The 17,499-nt window shown below is 41.0% G+C and carries 20 protein-coding genes; 8 read left to right on the top strand and 12 right to left on the bottom strand.

Annotated features, from left to right (window positions below; translation table 11 throughout):
- Positions 1-185: 185 nt before the first annotated feature.
- From fdx to trmJ, 9 genes are all read right to left on the bottom strand, one after another.
- The gene (gene fdx, locus L0B17_RS09260) at positions 186-521 is read right to left on the bottom strand and encodes an ISC system 2Fe-2S type ferredoxin (RefSeq protein ID WP_226415044.1); all 336 of its coding nucleotides are present in this window, start codon (positions 519-521) and stop codon (positions 186-188) included.
- An 8-nt stretch (positions 522-529) separates the two neighbouring features.
- Positions 530-2,389 carry a Fe-S protein assembly chaperone HscA gene (hscA, locus tag L0B17_RS09255; RefSeq protein WP_235084291.1) on the bottom strand — a complete coding sequence of 620 codons (1,860 nt, stop codon included), beginning with the start codon at positions 2,387-2,389 and terminating at the stop codon, positions 530-532.
- A gap of 103 nt (positions 2,390-2,492) precedes the next feature.
- Positions 2,493-3,017 carry a co-chaperone HscB gene (gene hscB, locus L0B17_RS09250; RefSeq protein WP_235084290.1) on the bottom strand — a complete coding sequence of 175 codons (525 nt, stop codon included), beginning with the start codon at positions 3,015-3,017 and terminating at the stop codon, positions 2,493-2,495.
- Between the two features lie 47 nt (positions 3,018-3,064).
- Positions 3,065-3,388, bottom strand: coding sequence for an iron-sulfur cluster assembly protein IscA (gene iscA / locus L0B17_RS09245; protein WP_235084289.1), 324 nt, complete (start codon positions 3,386-3,388; stop codon positions 3,065-3,067).
- Between the two features lie 15 nt (positions 3,389-3,403).
- Complete coding sequence (iscU, locus tag L0B17_RS09240; RefSeq protein WP_226415036.1) at positions 3,404-3,787, bottom strand: Fe-S cluster assembly scaffold IscU; 384 nt, start codon at positions 3,785-3,787, stop codon at positions 3,404-3,406.
- 59 nt (positions 3,788-3,846) lie between these two features.
- The gene (locus L0B17_RS09235) at positions 3,847-5,061 is read right to left on the bottom strand and encodes an IscS subfamily cysteine desulfurase (protein WP_235084288.1); all 1,215 of its coding nucleotides are present in this window, start codon (positions 5,059-5,061) and stop codon (positions 3,847-3,849) included.
- 96 nt (positions 5,062-5,157) lie between these two features.
- The gene (gene iscR / locus L0B17_RS09230; RefSeq protein ID WP_235084287.1) at positions 5,158-5,619 is read right to left on the bottom strand and encodes a Fe-S cluster assembly transcriptional regulator IscR; all 462 of its coding nucleotides are present in this window, start codon (positions 5,617-5,619) and stop codon (positions 5,158-5,160) included.
- Between the two features lie 284 nt (positions 5,620-5,903).
- Positions 5,904-6,725: a serine O-acetyltransferase gene (cysE, locus tag L0B17_RS09225; RefSeq protein ID WP_235084285.1), complete on the bottom strand. Its 822-nt coding sequence runs from the start codon at positions 6,723-6,725 to the stop codon at positions 5,904-5,906.
- A gap of 19 nt (positions 6,726-6,744) precedes the next feature.
- Positions 6,745-7,464 carry a tRNA (cytosine(32)/uridine(32)-2'-O)-methyltransferase TrmJ gene (gene trmJ / locus L0B17_RS09220; protein ID WP_235084283.1) on the bottom strand — a complete coding sequence of 240 codons (720 nt, stop codon included), beginning with the start codon at positions 7,462-7,464 and terminating at the stop codon, positions 6,745-6,747.
- Positions 7,465-7,612: 148 nt separating this feature from the next.
- Between trmJ and suhB the strand changes: the two genes are divergently transcribed.
- The 6 genes from suhB to L0B17_RS09190 all read left to right on the top strand — a co-directional run bounded on the left by suhB (position 7,613) and on the right by L0B17_RS09190 (position 10,983).
- The gene (gene suhB / locus L0B17_RS09215) at positions 7,613-8,416 is read left to right on the top strand and encodes an inositol-1-monophosphatase (protein WP_235084281.1); all 804 of its coding nucleotides are present in this window, start codon (positions 7,613-7,615) and stop codon (positions 8,414-8,416) included.
- A 140-nt stretch (positions 8,417-8,556) separates the two neighbouring features.
- A complete protein-coding gene (locus L0B17_RS09210; RefSeq protein ID WP_235084275.1) occupies positions 8,557-8,961 on the top strand; it encodes a phosphate-starvation-inducible protein PsiE in 405 nt (134 codons plus the stop codon).
- Between the two features lie 123 nt (positions 8,962-9,084).
- The gene (locus L0B17_RS09205) at positions 9,085-9,387 is read left to right on the top strand and encodes a PilZ domain-containing protein (RefSeq protein ID WP_235084273.1); all 303 of its coding nucleotides are present in this window, start codon (positions 9,085-9,087) and stop codon (positions 9,385-9,387) included.
- Positions 9,388-9,506: 119 nt separating this feature from the next.
- On the top strand, positions 9,507-10,175 hold the full coding sequence (locus L0B17_RS09200; protein ID WP_235084272.1) for an AAA family ATPase: 669 nt from the start codon (positions 9,507-9,509) through the stop codon (positions 10,173-10,175).
- Positions 10,162-10,503 (top strand): replication protein RepA, encoded by a 342-nt coding sequence (locus L0B17_RS09195; RefSeq protein ID WP_235084271.1) that lies wholly within the window; start codon positions 10,162-10,164, stop codon positions 10,501-10,503. The genes L0B17_RS09200 and L0B17_RS09195 overlap by 14 nt, the downstream gene beginning before the upstream one ends.
- A 78-nt stretch (positions 10,504-10,581) precedes the next feature.
- Positions 10,582-10,983, top strand: coding sequence for a VF530 family DNA-binding protein (locus tag L0B17_RS09190; protein ID WP_235084270.1), 402 nt, complete (start codon positions 10,582-10,584; stop codon positions 10,981-10,983).
- Between the two features lie 59 nt (positions 10,984-11,042).
- Here the strand turns inward: L0B17_RS09190 and L0B17_RS09185 are convergent, their stop codons facing one another.
- From L0B17_RS09185 to L0B17_RS09175, 3 genes are all read right to left on the bottom strand, one after another.
- A complete protein-coding gene (locus tag L0B17_RS09185; protein ID WP_235084269.1) occupies positions 11,043-11,897 on the bottom strand; it encodes a hypothetical protein in 855 nt (284 codons plus the stop codon).
- Between the two features lie 34 nt (positions 11,898-11,931).
- Complete coding sequence (ribA, locus tag L0B17_RS09180; RefSeq protein WP_235084267.1) at positions 11,932-12,546, bottom strand: GTP cyclohydrolase II; 615 nt, start codon at positions 12,544-12,546, stop codon at positions 11,932-11,934.
- 170 nt (positions 12,547-12,716) lie between these two features.
- A complete protein-coding gene (locus L0B17_RS09175) occupies positions 12,717-13,073 on the bottom strand; it encodes a YibL family ribosome-associated protein (protein WP_235084265.1) in 357 nt (118 codons plus the stop codon).
- A gap of 232 nt (positions 13,074-13,305) precedes the next feature.
- Between L0B17_RS09175 and L0B17_RS09170 the strand changes: the two genes are divergently transcribed.
- Positions 13,306-14,562: an NADH:flavin oxidoreductase/NADH oxidase family protein gene (locus tag L0B17_RS09170; protein ID WP_235084262.1), complete on the top strand. Its 1,257-nt coding sequence runs from the start codon at positions 13,306-13,308 to the stop codon at positions 14,560-14,562.
- Positions 14,563-14,852: 290 nt separating this feature from the next.
- The gene (gene adhE / locus L0B17_RS09165) at positions 14,853-17,465 is read left to right on the top strand and encodes a bifunctional acetaldehyde-CoA/alcohol dehydrogenase (protein ID WP_235084260.1); all 2,613 of its coding nucleotides are present in this window, start codon (positions 14,853-14,855) and stop codon (positions 17,463-17,465) included.
- Positions 17,466-17,499 lie beyond the last annotated feature (34 nt).

The following is a 17,499-nucleotide window of genomic DNA, read 5'->3' as shown; positions in this document are numbered from 1 at the left end:
ATGCATAGCATAAGTGTTGTTTTAAATGAAAATGGCTACTTTACGAACCATTTCTAACCATACAACTGTGATCACGAAGCGTGAGAGTTACCCATAAAAACCAGCAACATTAATTAAACACAAAAAAGGCAATAACCTTTTAGGATATTGCCTTTTTTAATATGCAAAAATAATCAATGACTGATTTAGCCTTCACTCACCATATTGACAGTGTACTTAGGAATATCAATCACCATATCACATGCAACCACTTTAGCTTGACAAGATAAGCGGCTCTCAGGCTCTAATCCCCAGGCTTTATCTAACATGTCATCTTCAAGTTCATCACTTGCCTCAAGCTGATTAAAGCCTTCACGCACAACTACATGACATGTAGTACAGGCACATGACTTTTCGCAAGCATGCTCAATATGAATACCGTTACGTAAAGCCACGTTTAAAATGGTTTCACCGACTTCGGCCTCAAGTACAGCCCCGTCAGGACATAACTCACTATGGGGTAAAAAAACTAATTGTGGCATGTTCTCACCTATATATTGTCGACAGAACGGCCCTTAAATGCCGCTCTTATCGAATTATCCATACGTCTTGCCGCAAAGTCTTGGGTTTGGGCATCTAAATCGTTGATCGCTTTTTCAATCGCATCAACATCATTTTTTTCTGCGGTAGCAGCTAATAACTCGATAGCTGTTTGTAGCTGTGAACGCATATTGGCTTCAAGTAAATCACCGTCTTTTTGCAGTGCTGCTGTTAACGACTCAATCACTCTAGCCGCTTCAACTTTTTGTTCAGCAAGCATACGACGAGTAATATCCTCTTTCGCATGTTTCATCGAATCTTTAAGCATAGTGGCAATTTCAGTGTCAGATAAACCAAAGGACGGTTTAACCTGAATACTGGTTTGCACTTCGGTCGACTTTTCCATTGCAGTGACATTGAGTAAGCCATCTGCATCGACTTGAAATGTCACTCGAATATGTGCAGCACCCGCAGCTAAAGGCGGTATGCCTTGCAAGGTAAAGCGCGCTAGAGAGCGACAATCATCGACTAATTCACGTTCGCCCTGAACGACATGAAATGCCATTGCGGTCTGGCCATCCTTAAAGGTAGTGAACTCTTGAGCTCGCGCGACAGGAATAGTCGTGTTACGAGTAACCACTTTCTCTACCAGGCCACCCATGGTTTCAATACCTAGAGATAACGGAATAACATCTAACAATAGTAAATCTGATTCAGGCTTGTTACCGACTAAAATATCAGCTTGAATAGCGGCGCCAATGGCCACTACGCGATCGGGGTCAATTGACGTTAAAGGCGGTTTCTTGAAAAAGGCTTCAACTTGTTCGCGAACTAAAGGAACACGTGTAGAACCGCCAACCATAACAGTTTCGATCACTTCATCGGTGCTCACACCAGCATCACGCAATGTTCGACGACAACTGCCGATTGTTTTCTTAACTAACGCAGCAATTATACTGTCAAACTCTGCTTTAGTGACAACTAACTCAAGTTGTTTGTCAGCATATGATAAAGTCGCAGTTACATTTTGATTATCGGTTAACGCTTCTTTGACTCGACGTGCCTCAATTAATAATCGACGAGACTCTTGCGCTGTCAATGCTTCCAATTGCCAGGCTTGCTTGAAATGCTCAACTAAGAGATGATCAAAATCATCACCACCTAAGGCCGAATCGCCACCGGTAGCGAGTACTTCAAATACCCCCCGGTTTAGGCGCAGAATTGAAATATCAAATGTACCGCCACCTAAGTCATATATGGCAATCACGCCTTCTTGTTTAGAATCAAGGCCATAGGCTATAGCTGCGGCAGTTGGTTCATTAAGCAAACGCAGTACTCTCACCCCTAACAGCTCAGCTGCATCTTTGGTGCCTTGACGTTGTGCATCGTCAAAATACGCAGGAACAGTAATCACTATGCCTTGTAATTCACCGCCTAAGGTTTTTTCAGCTCGCTCTACTAAAGGTTTTAAAATTTCAGCGGACACTTGAATAGGATTAACCTTTGCTTGTTGGGTAACAAACACAGGTAAACCGTTCTCGCTGGCTTCAAATTGGTACGCATGGTGAGCATCACGGCTTTGAATATCTTGCAGACTACGGCCCATAAAACGCTTAACCGACACTATGGTATTTTGTGGGTCAATTGCTGACAGTGCTTGAGCCTGGTGTCCAACTAAAATAGCATCTTTGCCATAATGAACCACAGATGGCAAAGAGTGCTGACCTTGCTCGTCGAATAAAGTGCTTGCTTTGCCGCTTCTTACTGCAGCAACAAGTGAATTTGTGGTGCCTAGATCAATGCCAACAGCTAAGCGGTGTTGATGCGGCGCGGCGCTTTGTCCAGGTTCTGCAATTTGCAACAGTGCCATAGTGTTCCAACTTTGTTGTAGATAAACCACAGGGTTTATCAAGAAATTACGGGGCGAAGTCGATAGGTGACTGCTTGTAAGCTAAGGAAATATATTACTCAGCCTAGTCAAGTAATGCATCTTCGATACGTGCAAGTTCATCGTGTAATTTTGCCATAAATTTTAATTTACGAATTTGATCTGCAGCGTGCTTATTATCAATTTCACCAGCGCTTATCAGCTGCTGACTCAATAAAGTAAACAATGACTTTTCATAAGTGGCAAAAGAATCGTATAAGGCATCAATTATACCTTGTGGTTCGGCAGAGTCATTAATGTCTTCCAACATTTCTCGCCATTCCATTTGCTGCATTAAAAAACCCGTATCTTTAATCGTCGTTGTTTCGTGACTGAGCTCAATGCCACGCAAGCTGAGCATGTGCTCTGCGCGTCTTAGTGGGCTCTTTAGGGTTTGGTAACCATCATTGACTTGCGCCGTACGCTGAACAGACAATAATTTCTGTTGTTCAGTGTCGTTGGCAAACTTATCGGGGTGCACCGCACGTTGCAGATCGCGATAGCGCTCTGCAAGACTTGCGGTGTCAATATCGAAGGATGGAGCGAGATCAAACAATTCGAAGTAATTCATTTAATAACATTCATACTTGCATGTTTAAAACACAGTGAAATGATCATTTACACGGTAAAGCTTTCACCGCAACCACACTCACCTTTGGCGTTAGGGTTATTAAATTGGAACCCCTCATTGAGGCCCTCTTTAATAAAGTCTAACTCGATGCCTTGCAAATAGATGAAGCTTTTCGCGTCGATGATGATATTAACACCGTCAATAGTGTATAACTCATCATCGTCATTAAGTTCATCTACAAACTCAAGCACATAAGCCATTCCTGAACAGCCAGATGTTCTCAACCCAAGGCGTAAACCAAGGCCATCTCCGCGATTAGCAAGAAATGATCTTACTCTGTCAGCCGCAGCTGGGGTCATTGAAATTGCCATCTTTAACTCCAGGTATTACTTAGACTGTTTCGACTTGTACTCTTCAATTGCCGCTTTAATAGCATCTTCAGCTAAAATAGAGCAATGAATTTTCACTGGAGGTAACGCTAACTCAGCGGCAATATCAGCATTTTTGATGCTACCAGCTTGGTCAACTGTTTTACCTTTAACCCACTCTGTTACCAGCGAGCTAGAAGCAATAGCACTGCCACAACCGTATGTTTTGAATTTAGCATCTTCAATAATGCCATCAGCATTAATTTTAAGTTGCAGCTTCATTACATCACCACAAGCTGGCGCGCCAACCATACCGGTTACTACTGAAGGGTCGTTTTTGTCAAATGAACCCACGTTACGTGGATTTTCATAATGGTCGATTACTTTTTCGCTATAAGCCATGATACTGCTCCAAAATCTCTGTCATTTTATCAGTTCGTATAATTGGTGAGATAACCCAATTAGTGATGTGCCCATTGAACTTGGTTCAAATCGATACCATCTTTAAACATCTCCCAAAGTGGCGACATTTCACGTAACTTATCTATAGATTCAGTGATTACGTTAATTGCATGCTCAATTTCTTCATCGGTAGTAAAACGCCCAATAGAGAAACGAATTGAACTGTGTGCCATTTCATCGTTTAAGCCTAGTGCACGAAGCACATAGCTAGGCTCTAGACTTGCAGATGTACAAGCTGAACCAGATGAAACCGCTAAATCTTTAAGCGCCATCATTAACGATTCACCTTCAACAAAGTTAAAGCTAACGTTAAAAATGCCACAGAAACCCTGCTCTGAATCACCATTGATATAAGTTTCTTCAATGTGATTAATACCAGCCCAAAGCTTGTCACGTAAGCGACGAATGCGCACTGTATCTTCTTGCATGTCTTGCTTTGCAATAACAGCTGCTTCACCTAAACCAACAATTTGATGAGTTGCTAATGTACCACTGCGCATACCACGTTCATGGCCGCCACCGTGCATTTGAGACTCTAAACGAATACGAGGTTTACGGCGAACATACAATGCACCAACACCTTTAGGTCCGTACATTTTATGGCCTGATATTGAAATCAAATCCACTTTAGTTTGCTGTACATCAAGCGGTATTTTGCCTGCACTTTGTGCAGCATCCATATGAAAGAAAATACCCTTAGCACGGCAAAGTTCACCAATTGCATTGATATCTTGTATCACACCAATTTCATTATTAACGTGCATAATGCTGACAAGAATAGTGTCATCGCGCATGGCCGTTTCAAGACGCGCCAAAGGAATAATACCGTTAGCTTCAGGTTCTAAATAAGTCACTTCATAACCTTCACGTTCTAACTGGCGACACGTATCTAACGTGGCTTTATGCTCAGTTTTACTGGTGATAATATGCTTACCCTTCTTGTGATAGAAGTGAGCAATACCTTTAATCGCAAGGTTAGATGATTCTGTTGCACCTGAAGTGAATACGATTTCACGATGGTCAGCATTGATGAGGTCAGCAACTTGATTACGAGCAATATCAATTGCTTCTTCGGCTTGCCAACCATAACGATGAGAACGAGAGGCTGGATTACCAAACACTCCGTCCATAGTCATATGTTGAACCATTTTCTCTGCGACACGTTTGTCGACTGGGGTTGTTGCGGCATAATCTAGATAGATAGGAAGTTTCATAACTCACTCCGTACTTAGCAGTCTCAACTGAGGCTACATACAACGTACAAATAATAATTGTATTTAAATCAACACCATGCTTTTAATAACAATACGTTACAAAATGACACGATGTTCCTTCTGGATTTTATCTTGCTTAATAGAGATAAATTGCACGTCTCTTTTGTTCATCAGACCAGCAAGTGAAATACCATTTAAAAAATCTGAAATTTGTTTACTTAAATCACCCCATAGGGAATGAGTAAGACATCGAGTGCCACTTTGGCAATTCCCTTGTCCTTGACAGCGCGTAGCATCGACAGATTCATCAACTGCATGTACAACCATGCCCACGGAAATAGCATCAGCTTCTAAGCCTAAACGGTATCCGCCACCAGGTCCGCGCACACTAGATACCAGACCGTGCTTTCGTAATTTAGCAAATAGCTGTTCAAGATAAGACAACGAAATACCCTGTCTTTCAGATATGTCTGCTAAAGGTACAGGTCCTGTTCCAGAATGAATCGCAACATCCAGCATAGCTGTGACTGCGTAGCGACCTTTTGATGTAAGTTTCATAACTTGCGACTGCTCCCAAAAAGTATGCAGTAATTTCATCATACCCGAGTAATTTAGTCAAGTATTAATCCGACTAATTTAGTCAAGTATTAATCCGACTAATTTACTCAGGTATTAGAATGCAGGAGCGTAAAAACAGCCTCATTTTTGCCGAGACATTTAACCTTTTTACGGCTTAAAATTCAATGCCAATATGGGAATCCCCTCCTACTGGCCCGATTTTTTGCTCAGGGTACACTTTTAAGGCTTCATATTGGTTGAGTAATGAGCTTACCAAGTTCAATTTATATACTTGGGTCAAACTCAGTGAGTTCACGTTTTCGTTTTTTAGCTGCTGCTTTTTCAGCTTCGTCAAAGTCACCCACGTTTAGCTCTGGTAATTTTTCAGTGCACACTTCCCCGCCCATAGTTTGAACGGCTTGGCAAAGCTCCTGTACTTTAGAATCCATCAAATGCATATGATCAAGCATCTGGCCAATTGCATTGGCAACGGGATCTGGATTATCTGGCGACACAGCGTAGGCATCAAAGCCATACTTTTTGGCCATTTCAGTGCGGCGTTCAACTTTCTCTTTTGACTGCGAGCTTGGTGAGGATACGACTCGTCCTGGAATACCCACAACGGTATTGTCGGCTTCCACATCTTTAACGACTACAGAATTCGACCCGACTCGAGCACCATCATGCATAGTAATTGGACCTAATATTTTGGCCCCTGCACCAATCACCACATTATTGCCTAACGTAGGGTGGCGTTTACCCGCTTGCCAGGTTGTTCCACCCAGTGTGACAGAGTGGTACAAGGTACAATCATCACCAATTTCCGCCGTTTCACCGATCACAACACCCATGCCATGATCGATAAAGAAACGTCTTCCTAATGTCGCACCGGGGTGAATTTCAACCCCAGTTAACCAGCGTGAAAATGTCGACAAGCAACGTGCAGTTAACCGCCAATTACCTCGCCAAAGCTTATGACTAATCCTATGTATCCAAATCGCATGCATACCCGGATAATTGAGTAAAATTTCAATGGTACTGTTTGCCGCAGGATCACGGTGATAAATAGATTCAATATCTTCTTTTAGCCTTGCTCTCACGCCCATGTGAACTCCCTTATCACCACTACTTTTGATCTATCTTCTTATCAATCGAGGTTAAAATACCCCGCAAAATATTCATTTCTTGCGCTTCAATTCGAGCTCGGCTATATAAACGGCGAAGTTTGGTCATCACATTACCAGGATGATTTTTAATCACAAAGCCAGTGTCAGACAAGGTAGATTCTAAGTGCACAAAAAAACGCTCTAAATCTTCAGCCAGAGGATACTCTTCCTCTGGTGCAGGCTGCTCACCCAAAGCTAAGTGAGCCACGCGAGTTTCATAACAAATAATTTGCACAGCTTGAGCTAAATTGAGTGAGCTATACTCAGGGTTTGCTGGTATAGCTACATGATAAGTACACTTTTGCAATTCTTCATTACTTAGACCATGATTTTCTCGACCGAATACAATCGCAACCGGGCCTTTAAGACTTTCAAGCGATAACTTCTCGCCCGCTTGACGCGGGTCAAGCATAGGCCAATCTAATGTTCGGCTACGTGCACTTGTCGCAATAACTAAACTACACCCCGCAATAGCATCATCTAATGAATTAACTGTTGTAAGGTTTTTTAAAATATCTGAAGCGCCAGCAGCCAGTGCAATTGATTGACCATCAGGTTCAACTCTTGGCTCAGCAAGATATAAATTAGACAATCCCATGGTTTTCATCGCACGCGCAGTCGAGCCAATGTTTCCTGGGTGAGACGTGCCCACAAGCACAACACGAATATTACTTAACATGACACCACTTTCGTTCAAAAAATATTGACCATATGTTATCACAAGCCCTGTTTATAACGTTATATGAAAATCTGCATTTGATATAACTATTGAATAAGGTATAATGCGGCCGCTGTTTTATTCGTTCTTTAAAATCCAGGGGATTGCTATGCATCCGATGATGACTATTGCCACGCGCGCTGCCCGCGCTGCTGGCCAAACAATTATGCGCGCCTATACTGAACTCGACCGTGTTGAGGTAAGTACCAAAGGAATTAATGACTTTGTTACTAGTGTAGACAAGGAAGCAGAAGCAACTATCACATATCAAATTCGTAAATCTTACCCTGATCACACAATCATTGGTGAAGAAGACGGTGAAAACCGTGGCGAAAATAAAGATTATGTTTGGATAGTCGATCCTTTGGATGGCACCAACAACTTCGTTCGTGGTATTCCTCATTTTGCTGTTTCAATTGCCCTTCAATATAAAGGCGTGACCGAGGTCGCGGTTATTTATGATCCTGTTCGTGAAGAGCTGTTTTCAGCGGTTCGTGGCAAAGGTGCAAAACTTAACGACTTCCGTATGCGTGTAACTAACGTGGGTGAATTGGACAGTACCATTCTAGGTACAGGATTTCCGTTCAAAGCACGTCAGCATACAGAAACTTATATGAAAATTTTATCTGAAGTCTTCCCGCAATGTGCAGATCTACGCCGTGCTGGTTCAGCCGCGTTAGATTTAGCTTATGTAGCTGCTGGTCGTCTAGACGGATTTTTTGAGATTGGTTTAAAACCTTGGGATATCGCAGCAGGCGACTTAATTTGTCGTGAAGCTGGCGGTACGGTTACAGACTTCACCGGCGGTCATAATTATCTGATTTCGGGAAACATTGTTGCTGGCACACCAAAAGTGACCACACAATTAGTCAAAATTATGCGCCCTTTACTCAATGAAGCATTAAAGCGTTAGTCATACACTTCGAGTAATAAAAAACCGCTAATTTAATTAGCGGTTTTTTTATGTCTGTGATTAAGATCTCTGGGCAAACAGCTTACTTTACTGAATAATAAAATCATTAAGATCCCACTAGCATAAATAGTAGAGCCAACATGCACAGAATAAAACATGCCAGCATACAATCTTTAAAGTCGATTGAATACATAGTCCTTTTCATTATTGCTTTGGCCACTATTTTTGCCATTTGTGAAGAAATAATGCATATGTTCGCGATTAGAACCGTCGAACTTGCCGATCTGTTATTATTATTTATCTATCTTGAAGTCTTGGCTATGGTGGTCAATTACATTGAGTCAGGTAAATTGCCGATCCGCATGCCGCTATATATCGCTATTGTTGCCTTGGCTCGATACCTCATTTTAGATATGAAAGGCATGGATGATTGGCGTATTTTAGCTATATCATTTTCAACCATATTATTAGCATCGACAGTAATCGTGATCCGCTGGGGACAGTTGAAAATGCCTTATCCCAAAAATCAAGATTACGACAGTTAACAATAAGCAAGTCAACGCCAGACATTTTGTTTGGCGTTTTGGTTTTTAATAACCGTTTGGTATTGCTTAAAAAAGCCAATATGCTAAAACTAAAGTATCGGGCCCACTTAAGGAGAGTTAAAAATGGATCTAGAGCCGACAGGTTTTGATGAAAAACGTGCTTCCTTGCGCGTCGACATGGAAGCAGAGCGAATCAAGCTACATTGGATTAATAAAACTGGTGAAAGTAATGAAGACAATGGTGTTTGTATTGACCTCGCTCGAAAAGGCATATTACTTGACTACCGTCAGGATTTTGAATTAGGGCAATTAATCGCAGTTACATTCAACTCAGGTACCGATAAGCAAAATACCATTAAGGGTCAGGTTTGTCGCTGTAGCCAAAGTTCACAACATAGCTACCATATTGCATTGCAATTGCTCTAAAGACAGCTTGCCGCTGTGTTCAATTTTATCAAAGTATCATACGTATTTACCCAGAGCGAAAAACATGTTCTATACTCAATTTATTAAGCTAAATAAAAATACAGTAATGGGAGAAGAGTATGATACTGCTAGTGGGCGGCGAAAAAGGCGGTAGTGGCAAAAGCTGTTTAGCGCAAAACCTTGCCGTTTATATTACTCAAAAATTCGCTGCAAATGTGCTGATGGTAGATTGTGACCCGCAACGCACCACATCCGATTGGATCCAAGCTCGTAATACCGATCCCAGTCTTGCGCCAATTAATTGCATTCAACTCTACGGTAAAATTCGTAATGACTTACTCAGCTTAGATGAACGCTTTGACTACGTCATTGTCGATTGTGGTGGTCAAGATAATCTTGCCATGCGTGCTGCAATGTCAGTCGCCACTTATGTTGTGATCCCGTTAAGATCAAAACGCCAGGACTTAAAAACCCTGCCCCACATGGAAGATATGTTAAGCACCTGTAAAATGGTTAATCCTAAGATGGTTGCGGCAATTGTGATGACACAATGCCCTTCTTTACCAACCCAATTTAAGCGTATTTTAGAAGCCAAGGAAGTGGTCGAATCATTCAATCTTCGCGCATTAAACTCAGTCACATTTAGCCGTAATATCTATGATGACAGTGAGGAAAGCGGCTCATCGGTTATAGAAATAGAGCCTGATGGTAAAGCAGCGATTGAAATTAGGGCTATTGCCGATGAATTATTCGCTATACCACCAGAAAATAGCTATGAGTTTAACTGATCTTAAGCGTAAAAAACCGCAGCAAAAAAAGAAGTCTGTCTCGGTTGATGACTTTATTGAAGATGCCAATAATTATGCCTTGGGTAAACAAACTATTGTGGGTGAAAATTCACAAATGCAACAATCGACTCAAACATTTTTAAATGGCTTGGATAAAAAAAGTGTCAAAATGTATCGTCATGCAACTTTTACACTCACAGAGCGGAGTATTGCACAATTAGACAAACTGTCTAAAAGCAGCAATGTACCTAAATCAAAACTGCTGCGAATTCTAATTGATGATTTCTATCATTTATCAAAAACAGATCAACAAAAGCGCTTAAAGTAGTTACTGCTACTCCCCGCAGGCTGCTATTTTAGCGTATAATCTTGATCTATCAATTTATCATCGGCCTAACTTTTTATTATGACTCAGCAGAACAATCCGCTTCACGGCATAAAATTAGAAACAATCATTACTTATTTAGTAGACAAGTATGGCTGGGAAGATTTAGCCCTTAGGATCAACATTCGCTGTTTTCAAGACAATCCAAGTATCAAATCAAGTTTAACCTTTTTACGTAAAACCCCGTGGGCGCGTGATAAAGTTGAATACTTATATTTAAGGTGTAATAAGCTGCCATTGCCGATTAAAAAAGAGCAAGATATTCAGCCAACAGCACCATTCAAAAAAACGGCTAACAAAAAAGCTAGTGCGAAGGTAACTAACACTAAGGCAACTAACACAAAAGTACAAAGTGTAGCAGCATCAGACAACACTTCAGATACTAAGCCAGTAAATGCGAATATTTGGGGCGGAAGCCACTAAACAATGAGTTAATAATTACTGAGATGTTTTTTGTTGAGATGATAGTTTTCTAGAAAGGGTTACAACGGGAATTCGAAGATTAATCGCCACACCTGTAGCCCTCCCCCAACCTGATAACTTAAGCCAAACCTGTCTATTTTTAATCCACTCCAACCAAAAACATCATAACCTACCGGTTTAGAAAACTTCAATGTGGCACCCACTTCATAGGTGTGATTAGTGACCGCATCAGCACCTACAGGGTTAACGAAAGTCAGTTTGTCGAAAAACCAGCGGCCAGCAAAGAACAACCTCGGCTCTACCTCAATATCTTCCCATAACCAACTCGTGCCTAATCCAAAATCTAAACCACTTTGCAATACAGAATAACTTTCTGCGCTATCATTCAAACTACTGCGATAACCAGCAAAATACAGCCTATTAACCCAGGTAGGTCTATAAGCAGGCATGTCTATTTGGTAAAGCGAAGACACCCCTAACGATAAAATCCCAACATTACTTGCATTGGAGAAATTATAGCCATAACCTAAATCCATATAGCTTTCGAGTGTCAATTGTTCATCGACAAACCAATGATACTCAATTCCAGGTGTCGCAGTCAGTGTGCCGACACTTTTAGGTAATTGGCCACCAGGTAAATTATTAAATGAATAATCGAAAAAACCCAATGATATAGGTAGGCGTAATTTCACTAAATGATCTTCAGCTTCGTCGATAACGACTGCAATAGGTATATTGGCAACAGCAGCACTTTGACCTGAAGTGCGATAAATACCACTGCCTAAATAATTTGCAAAAGCATAGTGTGATGCATCTGGAGAAGTCTCTGCCGTTTCAGGAATATCCTGTGCGGCAGACTGGATTGAATATTGCAAAGCCATAACAACCGTGATGACTTTGCAATATGTTGCCATATTTGAACAATATAGCAGCGTCATTAAAACTTGATTAGTCTTGCTTATCATTAAAGTGATGTTCAGACATCATATGCCCAAGTTCGGTTGATTTGGTTTTTAAGTAGTCTTCATTGTAACGATTTTTGCCCACTTGTAATGGTACTCTTTCCACCACTTCAATACCTTCATTTTCCATCGCTTTGACTTTGCGTGGATTATTGGTCATTAACCTGACTTTAGAGACATTGATTTGCTCAAGCATCGGCTTAATCATATCGTATTGACGCATATCAGCTTCAAAGCCTAAACGCTCATTAGCCTCTACAGTATTAGCACCACCATCTTGTAGCTCATAGGCTCGAATTTTATTTAATAACCCAATACCTCGTCCTTCTTGGCGCAGGTATAAGATAAAACCTTGCCCCTGTTCAGCAATATTTTGCATCGCGGTTTGTAATTGAAAGCCACAATCACAACGTAAACTAAATAATGCATCACCGGTTAAACATTCAGAATGAATACGCCCTAAAATAGCTGAGCCGGCATTTAATTCACCGAAAGTTAATGCAACATGCTCTTTTCCAGTTTCAGTATCTTCAAAACCGTGCATGGCAAATATACCCCAAGGGGTTGGTAATTTAGACGTAGCGATATATTTTATCGACATGAAATAGACCTTACAACAACACTCATTCCCTGAGACCTAAATATGAGACCGTATTTCCAGAGACTTACTTGCCTGAGAATAGTCGTTGAGCACACTACTTAGAGCCGCAATCAACTTAAAACTGCGATCGACTATAGTTGCAATCAACTAAGCAAAAAATTGAAACGGTATTAGAACTTGCTTGGGGCAAAACCCGTTACTGTCTTAATGCCCATTTCACGTCCTAACGCAGTCATAGGATGAACAACCACTAAGCCTTTTACAGACTTTTTTAATTGCCCCATATCAGCTTGTTCTGCTTTGGTTAGTTCACGTTTAAAAGTTAAATCCTTTACTTCACTACCTTCTTTATTAAGCTGGCGAGTTTGTTGGCCTTTAACATTAGCAATACGTTTAGTCATTGCGGTGATTTCTTTTTTGAACTGCAGAATAATAGCTGCGTCACCGCGCTGTTCAGCCGCGGCTAATTTACGACGAAACTTATCTAATTTATCATTAAGTGTGTGCAGTTCTTGCTTTAAATTCATTACTTTACCTTTAAACTATTCAGACAATTACAACATGGATTGAATAGACACTATTCAATATAAAACCACGTCATAATTTAAGGAGGGAATTATATACCCAAACCCTGCTAATTTGCGAACATCAATCACAGGTTTGTGAATAATTTCAGCCCAAAATATCAATAGTTAGTGGCTTAAAGGATGACTTTAACGTTATGCTCACTTTTAATTATCACATTATGACGAATTAATTATGTCGCAAGATCTCTTTAGTGCGGTGCAAATAACACCACAAACAACACTCAAAAACCGTTTCGTCAAAGCGGCAATGGAAGAGAACTTAGCCAATCATCAACAACTGCCAGATGAAAAATTATTTCGCCTATACCAACAATGGGCCCAAGGTGGCGTTGGGTTAATCATTACTGGTAATGTCATGATAGACAAAATGGCGATGACAGGTCCTGGTGGTGTCGCTCTTGAGCATGACACACCTTTGGTGCCATTTATTCAATGGGCTAACATGGCCAAAACACGTAACACTAAAGTATGGATGCAATTAAATCATCCTGGTAGACAAGTGTTTAAAGCTATGGGCGGTAAAAGTCTTGCTCCTTCAGCCATCAGCTTAGACCTAGGTAAGCATTCCAACTTATTTTCAATACCACAAGCAATGATTGAAGATGAAATACAAGATGTGATTAAACGATTTGGCCAAAGCGCTTATCAAGCACAACTTGCAGGTTTTGATGGTGTACAAATTCATGCTGCTCATGGCTATCTATTAGCACAATTTTTATCGCCACTAACCAACCAACGCAGTGATGAATGGGGCGGCAGTTTACTCAATCGGGCGAAGTTATTAATTGAGGTGATAAAACAAGTTAGGCAATCGTGTGGTAATGATTTTGACGTGGCGGTAAAGCTTAATTCAGCAGACTTTCAACGGGGTGGTTTTGATATTGATGATGCTGAACAAGTCATTAACTGGTTAGCAGAATATAACGTAAACCTAGTAGAGTTATCGGGCGGAAACTATGAAGCTCCAGCAATGCAAGGACGTAGCGCCGATGAGAGAACTTTAGCCCGCGAGGCCTATTTTTTAAGTTTTACAGAGTCATTAGTTAAACGCTCTCCTATCCCATTAATGTTAACTGGTGGTATTCAAAGGTTACCCATAGCCCAAAAAGTGATTGATGCAGGTTTTAGTTTATGCGGTCTAGCCACTGCCCTTGCCTATCAACCAGACATTATCAATAAGTGGCAAACCAATCCGGATATGGCCATTACCATTAAACCAATCAGTTGGGAAAATAAAACCTTAGCGGCACTCGCTACAATGGCGATGACTAAACGTCAATTACGTCGAATGAGCCGAGGCAATAAGCCCAAATTGAACGATTCACCACTGTGGAGTTTAATCTTAGATCAAATAAAAACTAAACGCAGAACAGCTAAATATAAGAAATATTTACAGGCGCAATATTTAACCGCAAGAAATCAACTTTAGTTACGCTGGCAACTGAGTAAATTAAGGTAGGATAATGGATTAAGTCATTAACCTGCTTTTTTGCGAATGTTCTACTGCTTTAAAGGAAGCTCAATTTAACTCTGTCCATAATACGCCCACTTCACTTCACTATTATGAAATGTAATAAAATTACACTTCATACCTATCTGTGGACATGATCACAATAAAGTAGCTGATAAAAAGGTAACTTTATAACCATAAAATAGCTGTTACACAGAAAATGGTTAACTAAAACTAGTTTATTTAACTATTTTTTAAAGGAAGTGATTATGACTGTCACCAACACAGAGCAACTTAACCAATTAGTCGACAGAGTGGCTAACGCGCAAAAACAATATGCTAATTTCAGCCAACAACAAGTCGATAAAATATTTAGAGCCGCCGCACTTGCGGCATCAGATGCACGTATTCTGTTAGCTAAAATGGCGGCAACTGAAACTCAAATGGGCTTACTTGAAGATAAAGTCATTAAAAATCATTTCGCATCTGAATACATTTATAACAAATATAAAGACGATAAAACCTGTGGCATCATTGCAGAAGACATTACCTTCGGCACCATTACCATTGCCGAACCAGTAGGAGTCATCTGTGGCATTGTGCCAACAACCAACCCAACCTCTACCGCAATATTCAAAGCATTAATTAGCCTTAAAACACGTAATGGTATTATTTTTTCGCCTCATCCCCGAGCAAAACAATCAACCACAACCGCGGCAAGAATTGTGTTAAATGCGGCCATTGCTGCAGGTGCACCTAAAGACATTATTGGTTGGATAGACGAACCTTCAGTTGCATTATCTAATCAACTAATGACCCATGATAAAATTAACCTTATTTTAGCCACTGGCGGCCCTGGTATGGTGAAAGCGGCCTATTCATCGGGTAAACCAGCTATTGGCGTTGGCGCAGGTAATACGCCCATTGTTATTGATGAAACCGCAGACATAAAACGTGCCGTGAGTTCTATATTAATGTCTAAAACATTCGACTACGGAGTGGTATGTGCATCTGAGCAGGCTGTTGTTGTAGTAGATAGCATTTACGATCAAGTCAAAGCGCGCTTTGCTACCCATGGCGGCTATATATTATCAGCGACTGAAACGACATTGATGCAAGACATCATTCTAAAAAAGGGTAATTTAAATGCCGATATTGTAGGGCAAAGCGCAGAAAAAATTGCTGCAATGGCAGGGTTTACTGTACCAAGCTGGACTAAGGTATTAATTGGTGAAGTGACTGAGATAAACGATGCAGAAGCTTTTGCCCATGAGAAACTATCACCACTATTAGGTATGTACCGAGCTGCGGATTTTGATGATGCTATGGATAAAGCTGAAGCATTAGTCACCCTGGGCGGCATTGGTCACACATCAGGTTTATACACAAATCAAGATAGTCAAAATGATCGCGTCAAGGCATTTGGTTTTAGAATGAAAACAGCGCGTATTTTGATCAACACCCCTGCTTCTCAAGGCGGTATTGGTGACTTATATAACTTTAAACTCGCCCCATCACTCACTTTAGGATGTGGATCTTGGGGCGGCAATTCAATCTCAGAAAACGTCGGCCCAAGTCATTTAATTAACAAAAAAACTGTCGCTAAAAGGGCTGAAAATATGTTGTGGCATAAACTTCCTGCATCGATTTATTTCCGCCGTGGCTGCCTTCCGATCGCACTTGAAGAGTTAGAAACCAAGAAGCGCGCACTTATCATTACTGACAAATACTTGTTCAATAATGGTTACTGCGATGAAACAATTAAGATTCTAAAAGCCCAGGGATTAGAAACGGAAGTTTTCTATGAAGTAGAAGCAGATCCCACTCTAGCGATTGTAAAGCAAGGCGCGAAAGTGGCTCAAAGTTTTCAACCTGATGTCATCATTGCATTAGGTGGTGGTTCACCTATGGATGCGGCGAAGATTATTTGGGTATTGTATGAGCATCCTGATGTCGATTTTGCCGATTTAGCTCTCCGCTTTATGGATATTCGTAAACGTATTTATAAATTCCCTAAATTGGGCGTAAAAGCACAAATGGTCGCCATTCCTACCACCTCTGGTACAGGGTCAGAGGTCACTCCATTTGCGGTAGTGACTGACGAAGTCACTGGTATGAAATACCCCATTGCCGATTATCAACTCACTCCCAATATCGCTATTGTTGACCCAAATCTTGTAATGAATATGCCAAAATCATTAACCGCATATGGGGGTATTGACGCCATTACTCACGCACTTGAAGCTTATGTAAGTGTTATGGCAAATGAATTCAGTGATGGTCAAGCGTTGCAAGCATTAGACTTACTCGTTGAACATCTTCCTGCAGCCTATGAACTGGGTGCTAATGCGCCAGTTGCAAGAGAGAAAGTACATAATGGTGCAACGATTGCGGGTATTGCTTTTGCCAATGCATTCTTAGGTATTTGTCACTCAATGGCGCATAAGTTGGGTGCTGAATTCCACTTAGCCCACGGCTTAGCTAATGCGTTACTTATCAGTAATGTTATTCGTTTTAATGCCACAGACATGCCCACTAAACAGGCCTCTTTCAGCCAATATGACCGTCCTAAAGCACTATGTCGTTATGCCGCGATTGCAGATCACTTAAAGCTTGATGGTGTCGCAAAAGCAACAACGGATAACAAAAAAGTTGAATTATTGATTGCTAAAATAGATCAACTAAAAACGGCCATCGGCATACCGGTATCTATCCAAGCTGCCGGTGTCAACGAAGCTGACTTTTTAGCAAAATTGGATGAGTTAGCAGAGCATGCATTTGATGATCAATGTACCGGCGCGAATCCACGCTTCCCATTGATCAATGAGCTAAAGCAAATCCTGTTAGATAGCTTTTACGGTACGCACTATCAAGATGAATAGTCCAAGGTATGATATTGAGTTAATCGTGTAACAG

It is taken from the genome of Shewanella sp. OMA3-2 (assembly GCF_021513195.1).
Taxonomy (GTDB): domain Bacteria; phylum Pseudomonadota; class Gammaproteobacteria; order Enterobacterales; family Shewanellaceae; genus Shewanella.
The sequence above is the reverse complement of the archived record's forward strand: the minus strand, read 5'-3'. Positions and strand labels throughout refer to the sequence as shown.

Coding starts and splice junctions, on each gene's coding strand:
- fdx (WP_226415044.1), bottom strand. CDS start 521: ATGCCACAATTAGTTTTTTTACCCCATAGTGAGTTATGTCCTGACGGG.
- hscA (WP_235084291.1), bottom strand. CDS start 2,389: ATGGCACTGTTGCAAATTGCAGAACCTGGACAAAGCGCCGCGCCGCAT.
- hscB (WP_235084290.1), bottom strand. CDS start 3,017: ATGAATTACTTCGAATTGTTTGATCTCGCTCCATCCTTCGATATTGAC.
- iscA (WP_235084289.1), bottom strand. CDS start 3,388: ATGGCAATTTCAATGACCCCAGCTGCGGCTGACAGAGTAAGATCATTT.
- iscU (WP_226415036.1), bottom strand. CDS start 3,787: ATGGCTTATAGCGAAAAAGTAATCGACCATTATGAAAATCCACGTAAC.
- L0B17_RS09235 (WP_235084288.1), bottom strand. CDS start 5,061: ATGAAACTTCCTATCTATCTAGATTATGCCGCAACAACCCCAGTCGAC.
- iscR (WP_235084287.1), bottom strand. CDS start 5,619: ATGAAACTTACATCAAAAGGTCGCTACGCAGTCACAGCTATGCTGGAT.
- cysE (WP_235084285.1), bottom strand. CDS start 6,725: ATGGGCGTGAGAGCAAGGCTAAAAGAAGATATTGAATCTATTTATCAC.
- trmJ (WP_235084283.1), bottom strand. CDS start 7,464: ATGTTAAGTAATATTCGTGTTGTGCTTGTGGGCACGTCTCACCCAGGA.
- suhB (WP_235084281.1), top strand. CDS start 7,613: ATGCATCCGATGATGACTATTGCCACGCGCGCTGCCCGCGCTGCTGGC.
- L0B17_RS09210 (WP_235084275.1), top strand. CDS start 8,557: ATGCACAGAATAAAACATGCCAGCATACAATCTTTAAAGTCGATTGAA.
- L0B17_RS09205 (WP_235084273.1), top strand. CDS start 9,085: ATGGATCTAGAGCCGACAGGTTTTGATGAAAAACGTGCTTCCTTGCGC.
- L0B17_RS09200 (WP_235084272.1), top strand. CDS start 9,507: ATGATACTGCTAGTGGGCGGCGAAAAAGGCGGTAGTGGCAAAAGCTGT.
- L0B17_RS09195 (WP_235084271.1), top strand. CDS start 10,162: ATGAGTTTAACTGATCTTAAGCGTAAAAAACCGCAGCAAAAAAAGAAG.
- L0B17_RS09190 (WP_235084270.1), top strand. CDS start 10,582: ATGACTCAGCAGAACAATCCGCTTCACGGCATAAAATTAGAAACAATC.
- L0B17_RS09185 (WP_235084269.1), bottom strand. CDS start 11,897: ATGGCAACATATTGCAAAGTCATCACGGTTGTTATGGCTTTGCAATAT.
- ribA (WP_235084267.1), bottom strand. CDS start 12,546: ATGTCGATAAAATATATCGCTACGTCTAAATTACCAACCCCTTGGGGT.
- L0B17_RS09175 (WP_235084265.1), bottom strand. CDS start 13,073: ATGAATTTAAAGCAAGAACTGCACACACTTAATGATAAATTAGATAAG.
- L0B17_RS09170 (WP_235084262.1), top strand. CDS start 13,306: ATGTCGCAAGATCTCTTTAGTGCGGTGCAAATAACACCACAAACAACA.
- adhE (WP_235084260.1), top strand. CDS start 14,853: ATGACTGTCACCAACACAGAGCAACTTAACCAATTAGTCGACAGAGTG.